This window comes from Streptomyces sp. NPDC058145 (genome assembly GCF_042884245.1).
GTDB lineage: Bacteria > Actinomycetota > Actinomycetes > Streptomycetales > Streptomycetaceae > Streptomyces.
Map to the genome: position 1 here is coordinate 14,777 of NZ_JBHVUH010000011.1, position 15,965 is coordinate 30,741.

At 72.2% G+C, this 15,965-nt stretch carries 13 protein-coding genes; 6 read left to right on the plus strand and 7 right to left on the minus strand.

Annotated features, from left to right (window positions below):
* Window positions 1–10 precede the first annotated feature (10 nt).
* From ACFVVO_RS24655 to glgX, 7 genes are all read right to left on the minus strand, one after another.
* Window positions 11–1,876, minus strand: a complete 1,866-nt coding sequence (locus tag ACFVVO_RS24655; protein WP_390057765.1) for an ABC transporter ATP-binding protein — start codon at window positions 1,874–1,876, stop codon at window positions 11–13.
* Window positions 1,873–3,663 (minus strand): ABC transporter ATP-binding protein, encoded by a 1,791-nt coding sequence (locus tag ACFVVO_RS24660; protein WP_390057766.1) that lies wholly within the window; start codon window positions 3,661–3,663, stop codon window positions 1,873–1,875. Before ACFVVO_RS24660 ends, ACFVVO_RS24655 begins: the two co-directional genes overlap by 4 nt.
* Before the next feature lie 124 nt (window positions 3,664–3,787).
* Window positions 3,788–5,032 carry a hypothetical protein gene (locus ACFVVO_RS24665; RefSeq protein ID WP_390057767.1) on the minus strand — a complete coding sequence of 415 codons (1,245 nt, stop codon included), beginning with the start codon at window positions 5,030–5,032 and terminating at the stop codon, window positions 3,788–3,790.
* Window positions 5,029–5,841, minus strand: coding sequence for a dolichyl-phosphate beta-glucosyltransferase (locus ACFVVO_RS24670; protein ID WP_390057768.1), 813 nt, complete (start codon window positions 5,839–5,841; stop codon window positions 5,029–5,031). The genes ACFVVO_RS24665 and ACFVVO_RS24670 overlap by 4 nt, the downstream gene beginning before the upstream one ends.
* Before the next feature lie 71 nt (window positions 5,842–5,912).
* Window positions 5,913–6,407, minus strand: a complete 495-nt coding sequence (locus ACFVVO_RS24675; protein ID WP_390057769.1) for a hypothetical protein — start codon at window positions 6,405–6,407, stop codon at window positions 5,913–5,915.
* 11 nt (window positions 6,408–6,418) lie between these two features.
* A complete protein-coding gene (locus ACFVVO_RS24680; protein ID WP_390057770.1) occupies window positions 6,419–6,925 on the minus strand; it encodes a SigE family RNA polymerase sigma factor in 507 nt (168 codons plus the stop codon).
* Window positions 6,926–7,035: 110 nt separating this feature from the next.
* On the minus strand, window positions 7,036–9,282 hold the full coding sequence (gene glgX, locus ACFVVO_RS24685; protein WP_390057771.1) for a glycogen debranching protein GlgX: 2,247 nt from the start codon (window positions 9,280–9,282) through the stop codon (window positions 7,036–7,038).
* Window positions 9,283–9,522: 240 nt separating this feature from the next.
* Here glgX and ACFVVO_RS24690 point away from each other — a divergent pair, with 240 nt between their 5' ends.
* From ACFVVO_RS24690 to ACFVVO_RS24715, 6 genes are all read left to right on the plus strand, one after another.
* The gene (locus ACFVVO_RS24690; protein ID WP_390057772.1) at window positions 9,523–10,746 is read left to right on the plus strand and encodes an Ig-like domain-containing protein; all 1,224 of its coding nucleotides are present in this window, start codon (window positions 9,523–9,525) and stop codon (window positions 10,744–10,746) included.
* A 157-nt stretch (window positions 10,747–10,903) separates the two neighbouring features.
* The gene (locus ACFVVO_RS24695; RefSeq protein ID WP_390057773.1) at window positions 10,904–12,148 is read left to right on the plus strand and encodes an Ig-like domain-containing protein; all 1,245 of its coding nucleotides are present in this window, start codon (window positions 10,904–10,906) and stop codon (window positions 12,146–12,148) included.
* Window positions 12,149–12,305: 157 nt separating this feature from the next.
* A complete protein-coding gene (locus ACFVVO_RS24700; protein WP_390057774.1) occupies window positions 12,306–13,073 on the plus strand; it encodes an enoyl-CoA hydratase/isomerase family protein in 768 nt (255 codons plus the stop codon).
* Between the two features lie 182 nt (window positions 13,074–13,255).
* Window positions 13,256–13,876, plus strand: coding sequence for an ATP-binding protein (locus ACFVVO_RS24705; RefSeq protein ID WP_390057775.1), 621 nt, complete (start codon window positions 13,256–13,258; stop codon window positions 13,874–13,876).
* A 95-nt stretch (window positions 13,877–13,971) separates the two neighbouring features.
* The gene (locus ACFVVO_RS24710; protein ID WP_390057776.1) at window positions 13,972–14,772 is read left to right on the plus strand and encodes a polysaccharide deacetylase family protein; all 801 of its coding nucleotides are present in this window, start codon (window positions 13,972–13,974) and stop codon (window positions 14,770–14,772) included.
* The gene (locus tag ACFVVO_RS24715) at window positions 14,772–15,956 is read left to right on the plus strand and encodes a beta-propeller fold lactonase family protein (RefSeq protein WP_390057777.1); all 1,185 of its coding nucleotides are present in this window, start codon (window positions 14,772–14,774) and stop codon (window positions 15,954–15,956) included. Before ACFVVO_RS24710 ends, ACFVVO_RS24715 begins: the two co-directional genes overlap by 1 nt.
* Window positions 15,957–15,965: the final 9 nt, after the last annotated feature.

Consider the following 15,965-nt stretch of genomic DNA (forward strand, 5'->3'; position numbering starts at 1 on the left):
GTCCGTCCCGCTACGCCAGACTGTCCCGCCACGCCTTGTGCAGATCCGCGAACCTGCCGGTACCCGCGATGAGTTCGCCCGGGCTGCCGTCCTCGACGATCCGCCCGTGCTCCATCACCAGCACCCGGTCGGCGATCTCCACGGTCGACAGCCGGTGCGCGATCACCACGGCGGTACGGCCGCGCAGCACCGTGGCCATGGCCCGCTGCACGGCCCGCTCGCCCGGGACGTCCAGGGAGCTGGTCGCCTCGTCCAAAATCAGCACCGCCGGATCGGCCAGCAACGCGCGGGCGAACGCGACGAGTTGGCGCTGGCCGGCCGAGATGCGGCCACCGCGCTTGCGCACGTCCGTGTCGTAGCCGTCGGGCAGGGCGCTGATGAACTCGTGCGCGCCGATCGCCTTGGCGGCCCGCTCGATGTCCTCACGCGTGGCATCGGGGCGGCCGATCGCGATGTTGTCCGCCACAGTACCGGAGAAGAGGAACGCCTCCTGCGTCACCATGACCACCCCGCGCCGTAGCTCGGGCGTCCCCAGCTCGCGCAGGTCGACCCCGTCGAGCAGCACCCGCCCGTCGGAGGGGTCGTAGAACCGGGCGAGCAGCTTGGCCAGCGTCGACTTGCCCGCTCCCGTGGAGCCGACGACGGCGAGGGTCTGCCCGGCCGGGAGCGTCAGATCGAAGCGGGGCAGCACCTCGCCGCCGGTGCGGTAGGCGAAGCGGACCCCGTCGAAGACCACCTCGCGGCCCGGGAAGTCACTCTTGAGCGAGGGCAGTTCGCGCGGCGCCGACGGCTCCGGCACGGACGGCGTCTGCGCCAGCAGCCCGGCGATCTTCTCCAGGGACGCGGCCGCGGACTGGTAGGAGTTGAGGAACATGCCGAGCCGGTCGATCGGGTCGTACAGCCGCCGCAGGTACAGCACGGCCGCCGCCAGCACACCCAGCGCCAGCGAGCCGGACGCCACCCGGTAGGCGCCCCACAGCACGATCCCGGCGACCGCCGTGTTGGCCACCAGACGGGAGCCGACCACGTACCGGGCCATCTCCAGCAGGGCGTCGCCGTTGGTGCGCTCGTGCCGCTGGTTCAGCACGGCGAACTCGGCGTCGTTCGCCGCCTCCCGGCGGAAGGCGCGCACCGGGCGGATGCCGTTCATCGTCTCCACGAACTTCACGATCACCGACGCGATCGCCGTGGACCGCGCCCGGTACACCCGCCCCGCGCGCCGCTGGTACATCCGCACCAGCAGGTACAGCGGCACGAAGGAGGCCACCGCGACCGCGCCGAGGCCGAGATCCAGCCACAGCAGCATCGCCGAGATGTAGACGAAGGACAGCACGACGGTCACCAGTTCCTGCAACCCCTCGTCGAGGAGCTCGCGCAGCGATTCGACGTCCGTCGTGGAGCGGGAGATCAGGCGACCGCTCGTGTAACGCTCGTGGAAGTCGACGCTGAGGGCCTGCGCGTGCCGGAAGATCCGGCCCCGCAGATCCAGCAGCACGTCCTGGTTGACCCGCGCGGAGGCCTCGATGAACGCGAACTGCAGCCCGCCGGAGAGCAGCGCGCACAGCAGATAGCCCGCGCCCACCGCGATCAGCGGCCCGTGGTCGTGGTCCCGGAACGCCGGAACGGCCCTGTCGATGGTGTACGCCACCAGCAGCGGGCCCGCTTGCACGGCCGCCTGCTGGAGCAGCAGCAGGAGCGTGGTGACGGCGACCCGGGACTTCATGGGCGCGAGCAGCGAGCGCAGCAGCGCGCCCGTGGCCCCGGGCGGGGTGGGCAGGACGTCGTGGTCGAAGGGGTCGCCGTCGCCGGTGTCCCGCGCCCGTGGCGGCCGGTCGTCGTCCTCCGTGGCCGGGGCGGCGGTCGTCGTGGTGGTCATCGGTGGTCCTCCCGTTCCCCGGCCGCCGCGCCCGACATCAGGTGCGCGTACTCGGCGTTCGTGCGCAGCAGTTCCTGGTGGGTGCCGACGGCGGTGATCCGGCCGCCCGACAGCAGGGCGACCCGGTCGGCGAGCAGCACCGTGGACGGCCGGTGGGCCACGATCAGCGCGGTGGTGTCGGCCAGCACCTGCCGCAGCGCGGCCTCCACGGCGGCCTCCGTGTGCACGTCCAGCGCGGACAGCGGGTCGTCCAGCACCAGGAACTCCGGCCGGCCGACCACCGCGCGGGCCAGGGCCAGGCGCTGGCGCTGCCCGCCGGACAGGCTCAGCCCCTGCTCGCCGACCTGAGTGCCGGTGCCCTGCGGCAGCGCGTGCGCGAACTCGGCCTGGGCCACCGCGAGCGCCCGGTCCAGGTCCGCCTCGCCGGCGCCGTCCGCCGCGCCCATCAGCACGTTCTCGCCGACGGACGCCGAGAACAGCGTGGGTTCCTCGAAGGCCACGGCGACCCGGGCGCGCAGCTCCTCACGGGGCATGGCGGCGATGTCCACGCCGTTCAGGCTGATGCGCCCCGAGGTGACCTCGTGCAGCCGGGGGACCAGCGCGGTCAGGGTCGTCTTGCCGCTGCCGGTGGCCCCGACCAGGGCCATGGACTCACCGGGGCGGATGTGCAGGTCGACGCGGTCGAGCAGGGGCGGGGAGTCGGGGGGCGCGTCGGGGTAGCGGAACCGGACGTCGTGGAAGCGCAGCCCGGGTTCGGACCCGGCGCCGTCGTCACCCACGGACGCCCCCGTGCTCTCCGGGTCCTCGTCCATCACCTCGAAGTACCGCTCGGTCGCCGTGGCCGCCTCCTGGCTCATGGCCAGCAGGAAGCCGATGGAGTCCACCGGCCAGCGCAGGGCGAGCGCCGTGCTCAGAAAGGCGACCAGCGTGCCCGCGGACAGCTCGCCGTCGGCCACCTGCAGTGCGCCGACCACCAGCGCGGCGCCGATCGCCATCTCCGGGAGGGTCACGATGACGCCCCAGATGGCGGCCAGCAGCCGCGCCTTGCGCAGTTCCGTACCGCGCAGCCTGCCCGACAGCTCGTGGAACGCCCGCGCCTGGCTGCGGTGCCGGCCGAAGCCCTTGATGATGCGGATGCCGAGCACGCTCTCCTCGACGACCGTGGTCAGGTCGCCGACCTGGTCCTGGGCGCGCCGCGCCACCTCGGCGTAGCGCCGTTCGAAGACCACGCAGGTCCACAGCACCGGAACGGCGGGTCCGAGGACGACCAGGCCGAGCACCCAGTCCTGCATCAGCATGATCACCACACCGACGAGGATCGTCACCCCGTTGACCAGCAGGAAGGTCAGCGGGAACGCAAGGAACATGCGCAGCAGCATCAGATCGGTCGTGGCCCGGGAGAGGAGCTGGCCGGACGCCCACCGGTCGTGGAAGGAGACGGGCAGCCGTTGCAGCCGGCGGTACAGGGCCGCCCGCAGTTCCGCCTCGACGTGCGACAGCGGCCGGGCCACCAGCCAGCGTCTTATGCCGAACAGGACCGCCTCGGCGATGCCGAGCAGCAGCAGGCACAGCGCGCCGAGCCACACCCCGCCCGGATCGCGGTCGGCCACGGGGCCGTCGACCATCCATTTCAGGACGAGCGGGATCACCAGTCCGGTACAGGAGGCGACGACCGCGACGAACGCGGCCGTGAACAGCCGGGCCCGCACGGGGCGGACATACGGCCACAGCCTGAGCAGAGCACGGACGGCGGAGCGGTCCTCGGTGGTTGCACGTGTCGTGGGCATCATCGCGAGCCTACGGACCGGCACTGACAACGCCCACCGAGTTTTGGCCCGACCCCCCTCAGCCGCTGGTCCTACGACCAGCGCGTTCGAACGGCCGGACGACGCGGCCGCACCCGCCGGTCGGCTAAGGCACCCCGAGTTCGAACAGGGCGTAGCCGGCGTACGAGCCGGAGGCCAGGGCCGCGACGCCCAACAGGGTGAACAGCAGGCGCGGGTGGAGGCGGCGCAGCGCGACGGCCAGGGGGATGAACAGGGGGAAGCAGGGGAGCAGGTAGCGGGAGACGTTGGCGAAGATCTGCTGGCTGCCGAGGACCAGGGCGAGTGTGAGGACGGTGTGGACGACGAGTACCGCCGGGGGACGGAGCCGGAGCAGCAGCGGGACGAGGGCGAACGCCAGCAGGACGACACCGACCGCGATGACGTCCGCGAAGGGCCACGCCGACAGGTACGTGAAGTGACCCACAGGGACGGAGGTGAGCACGTCGAGGGTCTGCGCGCCGTAGTCGAACCGGTGGGCCCAGGCGCCCGACTGCAGCGTGAAGTAGCCGCCGTAGTCACCCATCCGGTGCCCCACCCAGACCAGATAGCAGAGCAGGCCCAGCGGGGCCAGGACCATGGCCAGGAGCGGACGCAGCACGCCGTCGCGGCGGTCGCGCAGGGCGAGGAGGGCGGCCACCCCCAGCGCGGCGATCAGGGCCACGGCCGTGGGGCGGTTGAGGCCCGCCGCGAAGGCGAGGACTCCGGCGGTGAGCCAGCGGCGGGTCATGACCGCGTAGCAGGTCCAGGCGGCGAGAGCGACGTACAGCGAGTCGGAGTAGACCGCCCACTCCACGCCGGAGCCCGGCCAGACCGCCCACAGGCCGGCCGCTGCGAGGCCGGCACGCCGGCCGCCGAACAGGTCGGCCACGGCGTAGATCCCGAGAGCGGCGAGGAACGAGGCGACGATCGAGACCAGCAGGCCGGCACCGTACGAGCCCAGACCCGTCACCCCGGAGGCCAGCCGCATAAGCGCCGGGTAGAGCGGGAAGAACGCCGCCGAGTTGCCCTCCAGCGTGATCAGGCCGGTGGCGCCGGGGATGTGCACGAGCCTGGGGTCGTAGCCGTGCACCGCTATCTGCTGGTACCACCAGCCGTCCCAGGTGGCCAGGACGTCCCACGCGTGTGCTCCGCCGCCGAACCGGGGGTGCTTCCTGCGGAAGTCGCCGGCCGAGTCGAGCAGGTACATGAACGAGCAGAAGCCGACGAGTTTCAGGGTGCCGTAGCAGACGAGAACCGGTCCGTGGCGGTGGGCGGCGGCGCGCAGGCGCCGCCGGAGCACGGGGACGCGGTTCCGCGCCGGCGCCGGAACGAGGTGCAGGGTCGTGCTCATACGGCGCCGGCCCGGGTGCGGCGACGGCGGCCCGGTTCGCGCCGCAGCCGGGCGATCCCGCGCAGGTCGGCCAGCGCGGTGGCCAGGATGTCGACCCGGCTGTCGAGGTCGTCGACCCAGTCCACCGGCACCTCGTGGATACGCAGCCCGGCCCGCTCGGCGAGCACCAGCAGCTCGGTGTCGAAGAACCACCCCCCGTCCCGCACCAGGGGCAGCAGCCGCTGGGCGACATCGCGCCGCACGGCCTTGAACCCACACTGCGCGTCGGAGAAGCCCACCGCCAGCGTATGGCGCAGCAGCATGTTGTAGCAGCGTGAGACGACCTCCCGCTTGGGGCCGCGAACCACCCGTGAACCGGGCGCCAGCCGGGTGCCGATGGCCAGGTCGGAGTGGCCCGAGATGAGCGGCGCCACGAGCGGCAGCAGCGCCGCGAGCCCGGTGGACAGGTCCACGTCGGTGTACGCCAGCACCGGCGCCCGGGAGCCCGACCAGACCGCGCGCAGCGCCCGCCCGCGTCCCTTCTCGGGCAGCCGTATCCAATCCACCTCCGCCAGCCCGTCGGCGAGGCGGGCGGCGATGTGCGGGGTGCGGTCCGTGCTGGCGTTGTCGGCGACGGTGATGCGGAACGGGTAGGGGAAGGTGTCCCGCAGGTGCGCGTGCAGCCGCCGTACGTTCGGCTCCAGATCCGTCTGCTCGTTGAACACCGGCACGGCCACGTCCAGCACGGGCTCCACGTGCCGGGCGGGCAGTGGCGCGCGCCGGTACAGCGGGGTGCCGGCCGGTGCCGTCCGGTCCGGGTGGGGATTCATCACTATATCCCTTGTGTTCTCTGGTTCGAGGCGTGCCGAAGGCACCCGATGGCGGAAGGGGGGGCGGCGGGCTAGCCGGCCGCCGGGGAGGTGTACGACGGGCTCGCCGACCCGGTGACCGGCTCTGTGGTGGCCGTGCCGGGGAAGGTGGCCGTCGCCGTGCCGGTGGGCGGCCCGCCCGGAGTGGAACTTCCGGACGCCGACGGCGGCAGGGAGGTCTCCGTCGTGCCGCGCGGGCTCGGGGTTCGCGTCGCCGGTGGCGAACTGGGCGGCGCGCTCGGCGAGTCGTCCGGTCCCGGGGAGGAGCTCGGCGTCGGCGCCGGGCTGATCACGGGTCGGGGGCGGGGAGCGCTCGGCCGTTCCGGGCCCGGCGCGTGCGGCCACAGGAACAGCCCGAGGCCGATCCCCGCGACGGCCAGCACGGAGCCGGCCGCCCTGCGCGCCGTGCGGACCCGTCGCCGGGTCCGCACGCCCGCGCGCAGCCGTTCCCGGTGCCCGGCCTCGAAGGCGCGGTGCTCCTGGGTGCTGTGCATCAGCTGCGCCAGCTGCCGCTCAAAGTGATCCATGGCTTCTTCCCTCACCCCACCGGCTCGATGACGTCGGCCAGGAGCCGGCGCAGCCGGGCCACCCCGCGCGCGGCGTGCGACCGGGCCGTGCCCACCGGGCAGCCCAGAGTCGTCGCGACCTGGTGGTCGGGCAGGTCCTGGTAGTAGCGCAGGACGACCGCGGCCCGCTGCCGGGGGGGCAGCTGGGCGAGCGCCGACTCCAGCCGGGACCGCTCCGCGACGGCCGCCGACAGGTCACCGGCCGCCGCCGTCTCGGGCAGCTCCTCCACGGGCCGCTCGCCCCACCAGCGCCGGCGGGCCGAGCGGGCCGCGGCCCGGGCCAGCACCTTGCGCACATACGCCTCCGGCGCCCCGTCGGCGACCTTCGGCCAGACGAACCACAGCTTGACCAAGGACTCCTGCAACAGATCCTCGGCCCGATGCCGATCCCCTCCGGTGAGCAGACGGGCCAGATGGAACAACACCGACCAGCGGGCCGCCACGAACGCGTCGTACTCACCGGCCCGAGCCTGCTCCATCCCACGGTCCCGTCCTCGCCGGCTGTCCACACAAGGGGAAAGGCCCTGGCCCCCCTCGCGCGCTGCACCCGGCGCACGTGATCCGCGTCACGCGCGAACGTCACACCGCGTCAGCCGGCCCTCAGGAGCAGCACGGTCCGCGCCGGTACGGTGATCCGCGCACCCGCCGGGTGGACCGTGCCCGGCGCCTCGGACTGCTCCTCGCGCGAGGTGTCGACCACCACCTCGTAGCGCTCGGCCCACGGCGGCCCCGGCAGCACGAAGGCCGTCGGGCGGTCGCCGGCGTGCAGCACCGCGAGAAAGCTGTCGTCCAGGACCGGCGCGCCCCGCTCGTCCCGGCCCGGGATGTCCTGACCGGACAGATACATGCCAAGCGTGGCGGCAGGGGCGTACCAGTCGCCCTCGGTCATCTCCTCGCCCCGCGGGGTGAACCAGGCCAGATCGCGCAGCCCGGCCGCCGAGTGGGCGCGCCCGGAGAAGAAGGCCCGGCGGCGCAGCACCGGATGGTGGTGGCGCAGGGCGATCAGCCGGGAGGTCAGCTCGGACAGGGAGCGCCAGGACGGGTCGTCCAGGAGGGACCAGTCCAGCCAGCTGACCTCGTTGTCCTGGCAGTAGGCGTTGTTGTTGCCGCGCTGTGTGCGGCCCAGTTCGTCACCGGCGACCAGCATCGGCACACCGGTGGACAGCAGCAGGGTCGTCATCAGGTTCCGTGACTGCCTGCGCCGCAGCGCCCGTACCCGCTCGTCGTTCGTCTCCCCCTCGGTCCCGCAGTTCCAGGAGCGGTTGTCGTCGGTGCCGTCCCGGTTGCTCTCGCCGTTGGCCGCGTTGTGCTTGCCGCCGTACGAGACCAGGTCGCGCAGGGTGAAACCGTCGTGCGCGGTGACGAAGTTGACGGAGGCGTAGGGCCGCCGGCCGCCCCAGGCGTACAGGTCGCTTGAGCCGGACAGGCGGTAGCCCATCTCCCTCACGTCGGGCAGCGCATGGCGCCAGAAGTCCCGCACGGTGTCCCGGTAGCGGTCGTTCCACTCGGTCCACAGCGGCGGGAAGGCGCCCACCTGGTAGCCGCCCGAGCCGATGTCCCAGGGTTCGGCGATCAGCTTCACCCGGCGCAGCACCGGGTCCTGGGCGATAACCGCCAGAAAGGGGGACAGCATGTCGACGTCGTGCATCGAGCGGGCGAGCGCCGCCGCGAGGTCGAAGCGGAAGCCGTCCACGCCCATCTCGGTCACCCAGTAGCGCAGCGAGTCCGTGATCAGGCGCAGCACCTGGGGCTGGACCACGTGCAGGGTGTTGCCGCAGCCGGTGTAGTCGGCGTACCGGCGGGCGTCGTGCTGGAGCCGGTAGTAGCCCCGGTTGTCGATGCCCTTCAGAGAGAGCGTGGGCCCCAGTTCACCCGCCTCCGCGGTGTGGTTGTAGACCACGTCGAGGATGACCTCGACGCCGGCCGCGTGCAGCGCGCGGACCATCCGCTTGAACTCGCCGACCTGACCGCCCGTCGTCCCCGAGGCCGCGTAGGCGGCGTGCGGGGCGAAGTAGCCGATGGAGTTGTAGCCCCAGTAGTTCCTCAGGCCCCGGCGCAGCAGGTGGTCCTCGTGCGCGAACTGGTGCACGGGGAGCAGTTCCACGGCCGTGACGCCCAGCCCGGTGAGGTGCTCGATCGCCGCTGGGTGGGCGAGCCCGGCGTAGGTGCCGCGCAGCTCCTCGGGGATGCCGGGGTGCAGCCTGGTGAAGCCGCGCACGTGCAGCTCGTAGATGACCGAGTCCGCCCACGGCGTCTTGGGGCGGCGGTCGTCGGACCAGTCGTCGTCGTCATGGACGACAACGCCCTTGGGGACGTGCGGCGCGGAGTCCCGGTCGTCCCGGACGGTGTCGGCGACATGCTGCTCCGGCCAGTCCCGGACGTGCCCGTAGACCTCCGGCGGCAGGCGGAACTCCCCGTCCACCGCGCGCGCGTACGGGTCGAGCAGCAGCTTGGCCGGGTTCCAGCGCGCGCCGGTCCACGGATCCCAGCGGCCGTGCACGCGGTAGCCGTAGCGCTGCCCGGGCATCACGCCGGGCACGAAGCCGTGCCAGATCTCGTGCGTCAGTTCGGTCAGCGGAACCTGGGTCTCCCGGCCCCGCTCGTCGAACAGGCACAGCCGGACCGCCTCCGCCCCGGCCGCCCACAACGCGAAGTTGGTGCCCGCGACCCCGTCCGGGCCGACCCGGAACCGGGCCCCCAGCGGGGTCGGCGCACCCGGCCACACGGGCGGCGCGGGCGGCACGCCGCGACGGGCGCCGCTCACCGCGGCCGCCGCCGGCCCGCCCCCGGCGGCCGGCTCCTCGGCCCGTGCCCGCTGCTCGGCTGCGCTCGTCACCAGTCGGCCCCTCTTTCGTGGCTCGCCCGCGGGGCGCACCGCGCCGCGCCGAACTGCCGGGCGCGCGCAGGCGCACGCCCGGCCGCCCGGTACGGCCGCGCCCCGACGGCTCCGACGCGGGCTGGGGGAGCCTCCCCCGCGGGGGGAAGGCTGCCCTTCGTGTCGTCCTCCCCACTGTTCTGCCCAGCACGGGCGTCGCACTCACGTTTCCCCGGAGCGTGCACGCTCGTTGAGTCCCACGTGAGGCACGCACAAGGACGCGCACGGCGCGCGGGGGCCGCGCTGGCCGCCGTACTGACATGGGTGGGACTACTGGCCGGCTGCACCGCGGGCGGCTCCGGTGGTCTGGACATCGACCGGATGCTCGGCGGACCGCCGGCCCCGAAGGACGCCATCCGGGTCACCCCGGGGGACGGCAGCACGGCCGTCCGGCCCGGTGAGCGGCTACGGGTCCGGGTTTCCGACGGGCGCCTGGAGAAGGTGAGCGTCGTGATGTCCCAGGACGCACAGGACGCCCCGGTTCCCGGGCACATCACCGCCGACGGGCTGGGCTGGGAACCGGACGGCGGACGGCTGGCGCTGGCCGCCAAGTACACCGTCGACGCGGTCGCCCTCGACTCCGAAGGCCGCCGCTCGGCCCGGCACACCACGTTCACGACGTATGTGCCCGATGAGCGGTTCATCGGCTACGTCACCCCCGAGAACCGGGCCACCGTCGGCATCGGGATGATCGTCTCCCTCTCCTTCAACCGGGAGATCACCGACCGCGCGGCCGTGGAGCGCGCCGTGCGCGTGACCGCGAACCCGCCGGTGGAGATCCGCCCGCACTGGTTCGGCAAGGACCGGCTCGACTTCCGTCCCGAGCGCTACTGGAAGCCCGGCACCGAGGTCACCGTCGACCTCGGCCTCAGGGACGTGGTGGGTGCGCCCGGCGTCTACGGCCTGCAGGACAAGACGTTCACCTTCACCGTCGGGCGCGGCCAGGTCTCCCTGGTGGACGCGGCCCGGCACATGATGGAGGTGCGGCGCGACGGGCAGCTGCTGGCCACCGTGCCGATCACCGCGGGCGCCCCGAAGACCACCACCTACAACGGGAAGATGGTGGTGATGGAGATGCTCGAGGTCACCCGCATGAACAGCCGGACGGTCGGCTTCGGCGGCGAGTACGACATCCCCGACGTCCCGCACGCCATGCGGCTCACCGACTCCGGCACCTTCCTGCACGGCAACTACTGGTCACCGGACGCCCCGGGGAACGTGAACGTCAGTCACGGCTGCGTCGGGCTCAGGGACGTCAAGGGCGGCGGTTCGGACACGCCCGCGGGCTGGTTCTTCGACCGCAGCCTCATCGGTGACGTCGTCGAGGTCGTCAACAGCAAGGACAAAACCGTCGCTCCCGACAACGGGCTCGGAGGGTGGAACATGGCATGGAAGGAGTGGAAAGCGGGCAGCTCCCGCAAGTGAGTGGAACGGACGGGGGGTTCGGGTCGCGGCGGTCGGTTGAATTTGCGACGGAACGGTGACCTTCGGCCGACTCCCCGCTCGAAATCCTGCGGTTACCATGCGCACACCAAATGTGGTGGGGAGCGGGCCTGACCTGGCCCGGCGAGGGGAGTGCAAGGTGAACGTGCGGCCGATATCGGGGGCATCGGTGGGGGGCCGAAGGTTCGGCCGTAAGGGGTTGGTGCTGATATCCGGCGCTCTGCTCGTGGCCGTCACCGCGTGCGGTGGGGGCGGTGACTCGGAGTCCGGGTCCGGATCCGGGAACGGAAAGGGCCCGGACTCCGGCACGCGGCAGGGCAAGCAGTCCACGGCCGCCGTCAGCATCTCGCCCAAGTCCGGTGCCACCGGCGTCGACACCAGCGGCGCCCTGAAGGTGAGCGTCACCAAGGGCAAGCTGACCGAGGTGACCGTCAAGGACGCCAAGGGTGCGAAGATCGACGGCGCCGTCACGGGCGACGGTGCCGCCTGGAAGCCGTCGACCCACCTGTCCGCCGGCACCAAGTACAGCGTGCACGCGGTCGCGAAGGACTCCGCGGGCCGTGAGGCCGCCGAGGACTCCAGCTTCACCACGCTCACCCCGCGGAACACCTTCGTCGGTTACTTCACCCCCGAGGACGGTTCGACCGTCGGGGTGGGCATGCCGTTCTCCGTCCGCTTCACCCGGGGCATCACCAACCCGGCGGACGTCGAGAAGGCCGTCAGCATCAAGACGGAGCCGGCCGTCGACGTCGAGGGTCACTGGTTCGGCAACGACCGCCTGGACTTCCGCCCGGAGAAGTACTGGAAGGAAGGCACCAAGGTCACCGTCGACCTCAACCTCGACGGCGTCGAGGGCCGCGACGGCGTCTACGGCAAGCAGCGCAAGACCGTGAAGTTCACCATCGGCCGCGACCAGGTCTCCGTCGTGGACGCCAAGAAGCACACGATGAAGGTCACCCAGGACGGCAAGGTCGTCAAGACCATCCCGGTCACCACCGGCAAGCCCGGCTACGACACCTGGAACGGCCAGATGGTCATGAGCGAGAAGCTCGCCGTGACCCGCATGAACGGCGAGACCGTGGGCTACGGCGGCGAGTACGACATCAAGGACGTCCCGCACGCCATCCGCCTGACCAACTCCGGCACCTTCATCCACGGTAACTACTGGGGCGGCGGCGCCTTCGGCAACTACAACGCCAGCCACGGCTGTGTCGGCCTGCGCGACGTGCGCGGCGGCTACGACAAGGGCGTGCCGGCGGCCTGGTTCTTCAACCACTCGATGATCGGCGACGTGGTCGTCGTGAAGCGCTCCCACGACCGGACGGTGGCCCCGGACAACGGGCTCAACGGCTGGAACATGTCGTGGGAGGACTGGAAGAAGTGAGCCCCCGCTCTTCGTCACCGTGAGAGCCCGGGGCCACCGGTCCGCTCCCGGGCGCGGGTGCGCTGTGGCTGGTCGCGCAGTTCCCCGCGCCCCTTCGGGGCGCATGTGACGGACGGCACCGCCATGGGTGCCGTTAGTCCCCGTTAACCTGCTCGGCATGACCGTGAATCTCGAAGTCGCCGAAGGTGTCGGAACCATCCGCCTGGACCGGCCGCCGATGAACGCGCTGGACGTGGCCACGCAGGACCGGCTGAAGGAGCTCGCCGAGGAGGCCACGCGCCGCGAGGACGTGCGCGCCGTGGTGATCTACGGCGGCGAGCGGGTGTTCGCGGCGGGCGCGGACATCAAGGAGATGCAGGCCATGGACCACACCGCGATGGTCCTGCGCGCCCGCGCCCTGCAGGACTCCTTCACCGCCGTCGCCCGCATCCCCAAGCCCGTCGTCGCGGCCATCACCGGCTACGCGCTCGGCGGCGGCTGCGAACTGGCCCTCTGCGCCGACTACCGCATCGCCGCCGACAACGCCAAGCTGGGCCAGCCCGAGATCCTGCTCGGCCTGATCCCGGGCGCCGGCGGCACCCAGCGCCTGCCCCGGCTGGTCGGCCCCTCCAAGGCGAAGGACCTGATCTTCACCGGCCGCCAGGTGAAGGCCGACGAGGCGCTCGCCATCGGCCTGGTGGACCGGGTCGTCCCGGCCGCCGAGGTGTACGAGCAGGCGCACGCGTGGGCGGCGAGGCTCGCGCAGGGGCCGGCGATCGCGCTGCGCGCGGCGAAGGAGTCCGTCGACACCGGCCTGGAGACCGACATCGACACCGGTCTCGCCGTCGAACGCAACTGGTTCGCGGGCCTGTTCGCCACCGAGGACCGCGAGCGCGGCATGCGCAGCTTCGTGGAGGAGGGGCCGGGCAAGGCCAAGTTCCTGTGACCTCGGAAGTATGAACTGCCGCACAGGCTCTTGCAATTGACGCGTTGTCTGATCCGGGTCCCTCGATGGGGCGGTTTATGGGAGCCTTAAATCAACCTTAAGCCTGCCTCGTCGAGGGAGCCTGACGATTGCCCGGAAGTGAGTCGTCTCCGCAGCTCGGACGGGCTGTCGTCGACCCTGTAATGCCTTCGGCATATGCCGGAGGGCTGGAGCGGGACGGGAGCGCGCAGGGGGCGTATTCCTCGGGAACGCCCACGGAGGCGGCTCCGGACGGCCATCATGGGGGCATGGCGGGGCTGGAGGGCATCGGACAGCCGCGGGGACACAGCCGTGCGGCCGCGGCGCGTTGGTCGCCCGCGGTCGAGGACGAACGGGCGCTCAAGGCGCTCGAACTGTTCGGCAACCCGACGGAGGCGGAGGTCCCGCTGCCGTCCCGCCCCGAGTCCGCGGCCACCGCGCGCCGGCTGGCCCAGGTCGTCGTCCTGCGGCACTGGGGGCTCACCCCCAAGATGACCGAGGACGCGGTCCTGCTCGTCTCCGAACTCGTCGGCAACGCCGTACGGCACACCGGGGCCCGGGTCTTCGGCCTGCGGATGCGCCGGCGTCGCGGCTGGATCCGCGTGGAGGTCCGTGATCCCTCCCGCGGACTGCCCTGTCTGATGCCGGTTCAGGAGATGGACGTCAGCGGCCGGGGCCTGTTCCTGGTGGACAAACTGGCCGACCGCTGGGGCGTGGACCTGCTGCCGCGCGGCAAGACCACCTGGTTCGAGATGCGCGTCGCCGAGCGCGAGACCGGCCGCTGAGACCACCGCGACCGCCACCCCCCTCCCGGCCGACGCGACCCGACATCTTCCTCCGATCGGGCCAATCGGGCGTTTTCTTACCCTTCACCCCTTAAATGGTGCGGGTGACCACGACCAACCGTCGCGAGGTGCTGCGTGCGGGCGCCGGGCTCGTCGCCGGGGGCGCGTTCGCCGCCGGTTGCGCGGGCGCTCCGGCCGAACCGAACGCCACCGCCTCCGCCGACCCGTCCGCCCGCGCGTCCGGCCACCCCGCGGCCACCTCCCGTACCGTCCCCGCCCCCCGCTCCTATCCCGGGCAGCCCGCCCAGATCACCCACGGCCCGCGCGGCCGCCCCCGGGTCGCCCTCACCTTCCACGGGCAGGGCGATCCGGAACTCGCCACCTCCCTGCTCGGCGCGGCCGAACGGCACGGTGCCCGGCTGACCGTGCTGGCCGTCGGCACCTGGCTGGACGAGCACCCGGACCTCGCCCGCCGCATCCTCGACGGCGGCCATGACCTCGGCAACCACACCCAGCGGCACGTCGCCGTCAACGCCATGTCACCGGCCGCCGCCCGCAAGGAGATCACCGACTGCGCGGACCGGCTCCAGCGGCTCACCGGATCCATCGGCACCTGGTTCCGGCCCTCCCGTTCCCCGACCGCCTCCCCGGAGGTCGCCGCACTGGCCCGCGCCGCGGGCTACCCGCACGTGCTGTCGTACGACGTCGACTCGCTCGACTACACCCGGCCCGGCGCCGACGCCATCACCCGAAAGGTCGCGGCCGAGGTGCGCCCCGGCTCGGTGGTGAGCCTGCACTTCGGCTACCCCGGCACGGTCACCGCCCTCCCCGCCGTACTCCACGAACTCGACCGCCGCGGACTGCGCGCGGTCACCACCACGGAGCTGCTCAGCTGATGCGAACCACGAAAGCCGCCCGCCTCCTGGCCGCCGGAGCCGCCCTCACCGCCCTGACCCTGCTGTCCGCGTGCGGCGGCTCCCAGCACCGCGAGAACGAGGCCATCGGCAGCAAGGCGCCGGTCGCACCGCAGGTGAGGAAGCCACAGGTGGACGTGCTGCCGGGGATGCCGCCGGTGGAGGACCCCACCGACATCTACGCCGCCGACCGCCCGGGCAAGCTCTCCCCGGTGGTCGAGGGCTTCCCCTCCCGGATCTACGTCCCCAACACCAACTCCGACACCGTCACGGTCATCGACCCCAAGACGTACAAGATCATCGAGACCATCCCGGTGGGCCGCCAGCCGCAGCACGTCGTGCCCTCCTGGGACCTGAGGACGCTGTGGGTCAACAACGACCTCGGCAACTCCCTCACCCCCATCGATCCGGGGACCGGCAAGGCCGGCAAGCCGGTCGACGTGCACGACCCGTACAACCTCTACTTCACGCCCGACGGCAAGTACGCCGTCGTCATGGCCTCCAAGGACCGCCGGCTGGTCTTCCGCGACGCGCACACCATGAAGCAGGTCAAGGCCGTCCCGGTCGACTGCGCCGGCGTCAACCACGCCGACTTCTCCATCGACGGCCGCTACTTCATCGTCTCCTGCGAGTTCAGCGGCGAACTGCTCAAGGTCGACACCGCGAAGATGGAGGTCCTCGGCCGGCAGAAGCTGGACGTGCGCGGCGCCATGCCGCAGGACGTGAAGATCTCGCCCGACGGCAAGCGGTTCTACATCGCCGACATGATGGCCAACGGCCTGTGGATCCTGGACGGCGACACCTTCGGCAAACCGACGTTCCTCGCCACCGGCAAGGGGGCGCACGGCCTGTACGTCAGCCGCGACTCCCGCGAGATGTACGTCTCCAACCGCGGCGAGGGCTCCATCTCCGTCTTCGACTTCGCCCAGAACCGGCTCACCAGGAAGTGGCACCTGCCCGGCGGTGGCAGCCCCGACATGGGCGGCGTCTCGGCCGACGGCAAGGTGCTGTGGCTCTCCGGCCGCTACAACGCCGAGGTGTACGCCATCGACACCCGCACCGGAACCGAACTGGCCCGCATCAAGGTCGGCAGCGGCCCGCACGGACTCGCCGTCTACCCCCAGCCGGGCCGCTACTCCCTCGGCCACACCGGCGTCTTCCGCTGAGCCGCAGGG

Bases quoted from the DNA above. Each gene is read 5' to 3' on its own strand.
- ACFVVO_RS24700 (WP_390057774.1), top strand. From the start codon at position 12,306: ATGACCGTGAATCTCGAAGTCGCCGAAGGTGTCGGAACCATCCGCCTG.
- ACFVVO_RS24655 (WP_390057765.1), bottom strand. From the start codon at position 1,876: ATGACCACCACGACGACCGCCGCCCCGGCCACGGAGGACGACGACCGG.
- ACFVVO_RS24680 (WP_390057770.1), bottom strand. From the start codon at position 6,925: ATGGAGCAGGCTCGGGCCGGTGAGTACGACGCGTTCGTGGCGGCCCGC.
- ACFVVO_RS24670 (WP_390057768.1), bottom strand. From the start codon at position 5,841: ATGAATCCCCACCCGGACCGGACGGCACCGGCCGGCACCCCGCTGTAC.
- ACFVVO_RS24660 (WP_390057766.1), bottom strand. From the start codon at position 3,663: ATGCCCACGACACGTGCAACCACCGAGGACCGCTCCGCCGTCCGTGCT.
- ACFVVO_RS24715 (WP_390057777.1), top strand. From the start codon at position 14,772: ATGCGAACCACGAAAGCCGCCCGCCTCCTGGCCGCCGGAGCCGCCCTC.
- ACFVVO_RS24710 (WP_390057776.1), top strand. From the start codon at position 13,972: ATGGTGCGGGTGACCACGACCAACCGTCGCGAGGTGCTGCGTGCGGGC.
- ACFVVO_RS24665 (WP_390057767.1), bottom strand. From the start codon at position 5,032: ATGAGCACGACCCTGCACCTCGTTCCGGCGCCGGCGCGGAACCGCGTC.
- ACFVVO_RS24705 (WP_390057775.1), top strand. From the start codon at position 13,256: ATGCCTTCGGCATATGCCGGAGGGCTGGAGCGGGACGGGAGCGCGCAG.
- ACFVVO_RS24675 (WP_390057769.1), bottom strand. From the start codon at position 6,407: ATGGATCACTTTGAGCGGCAGCTGGCGCAGCTGATGCACAGCACCCAG.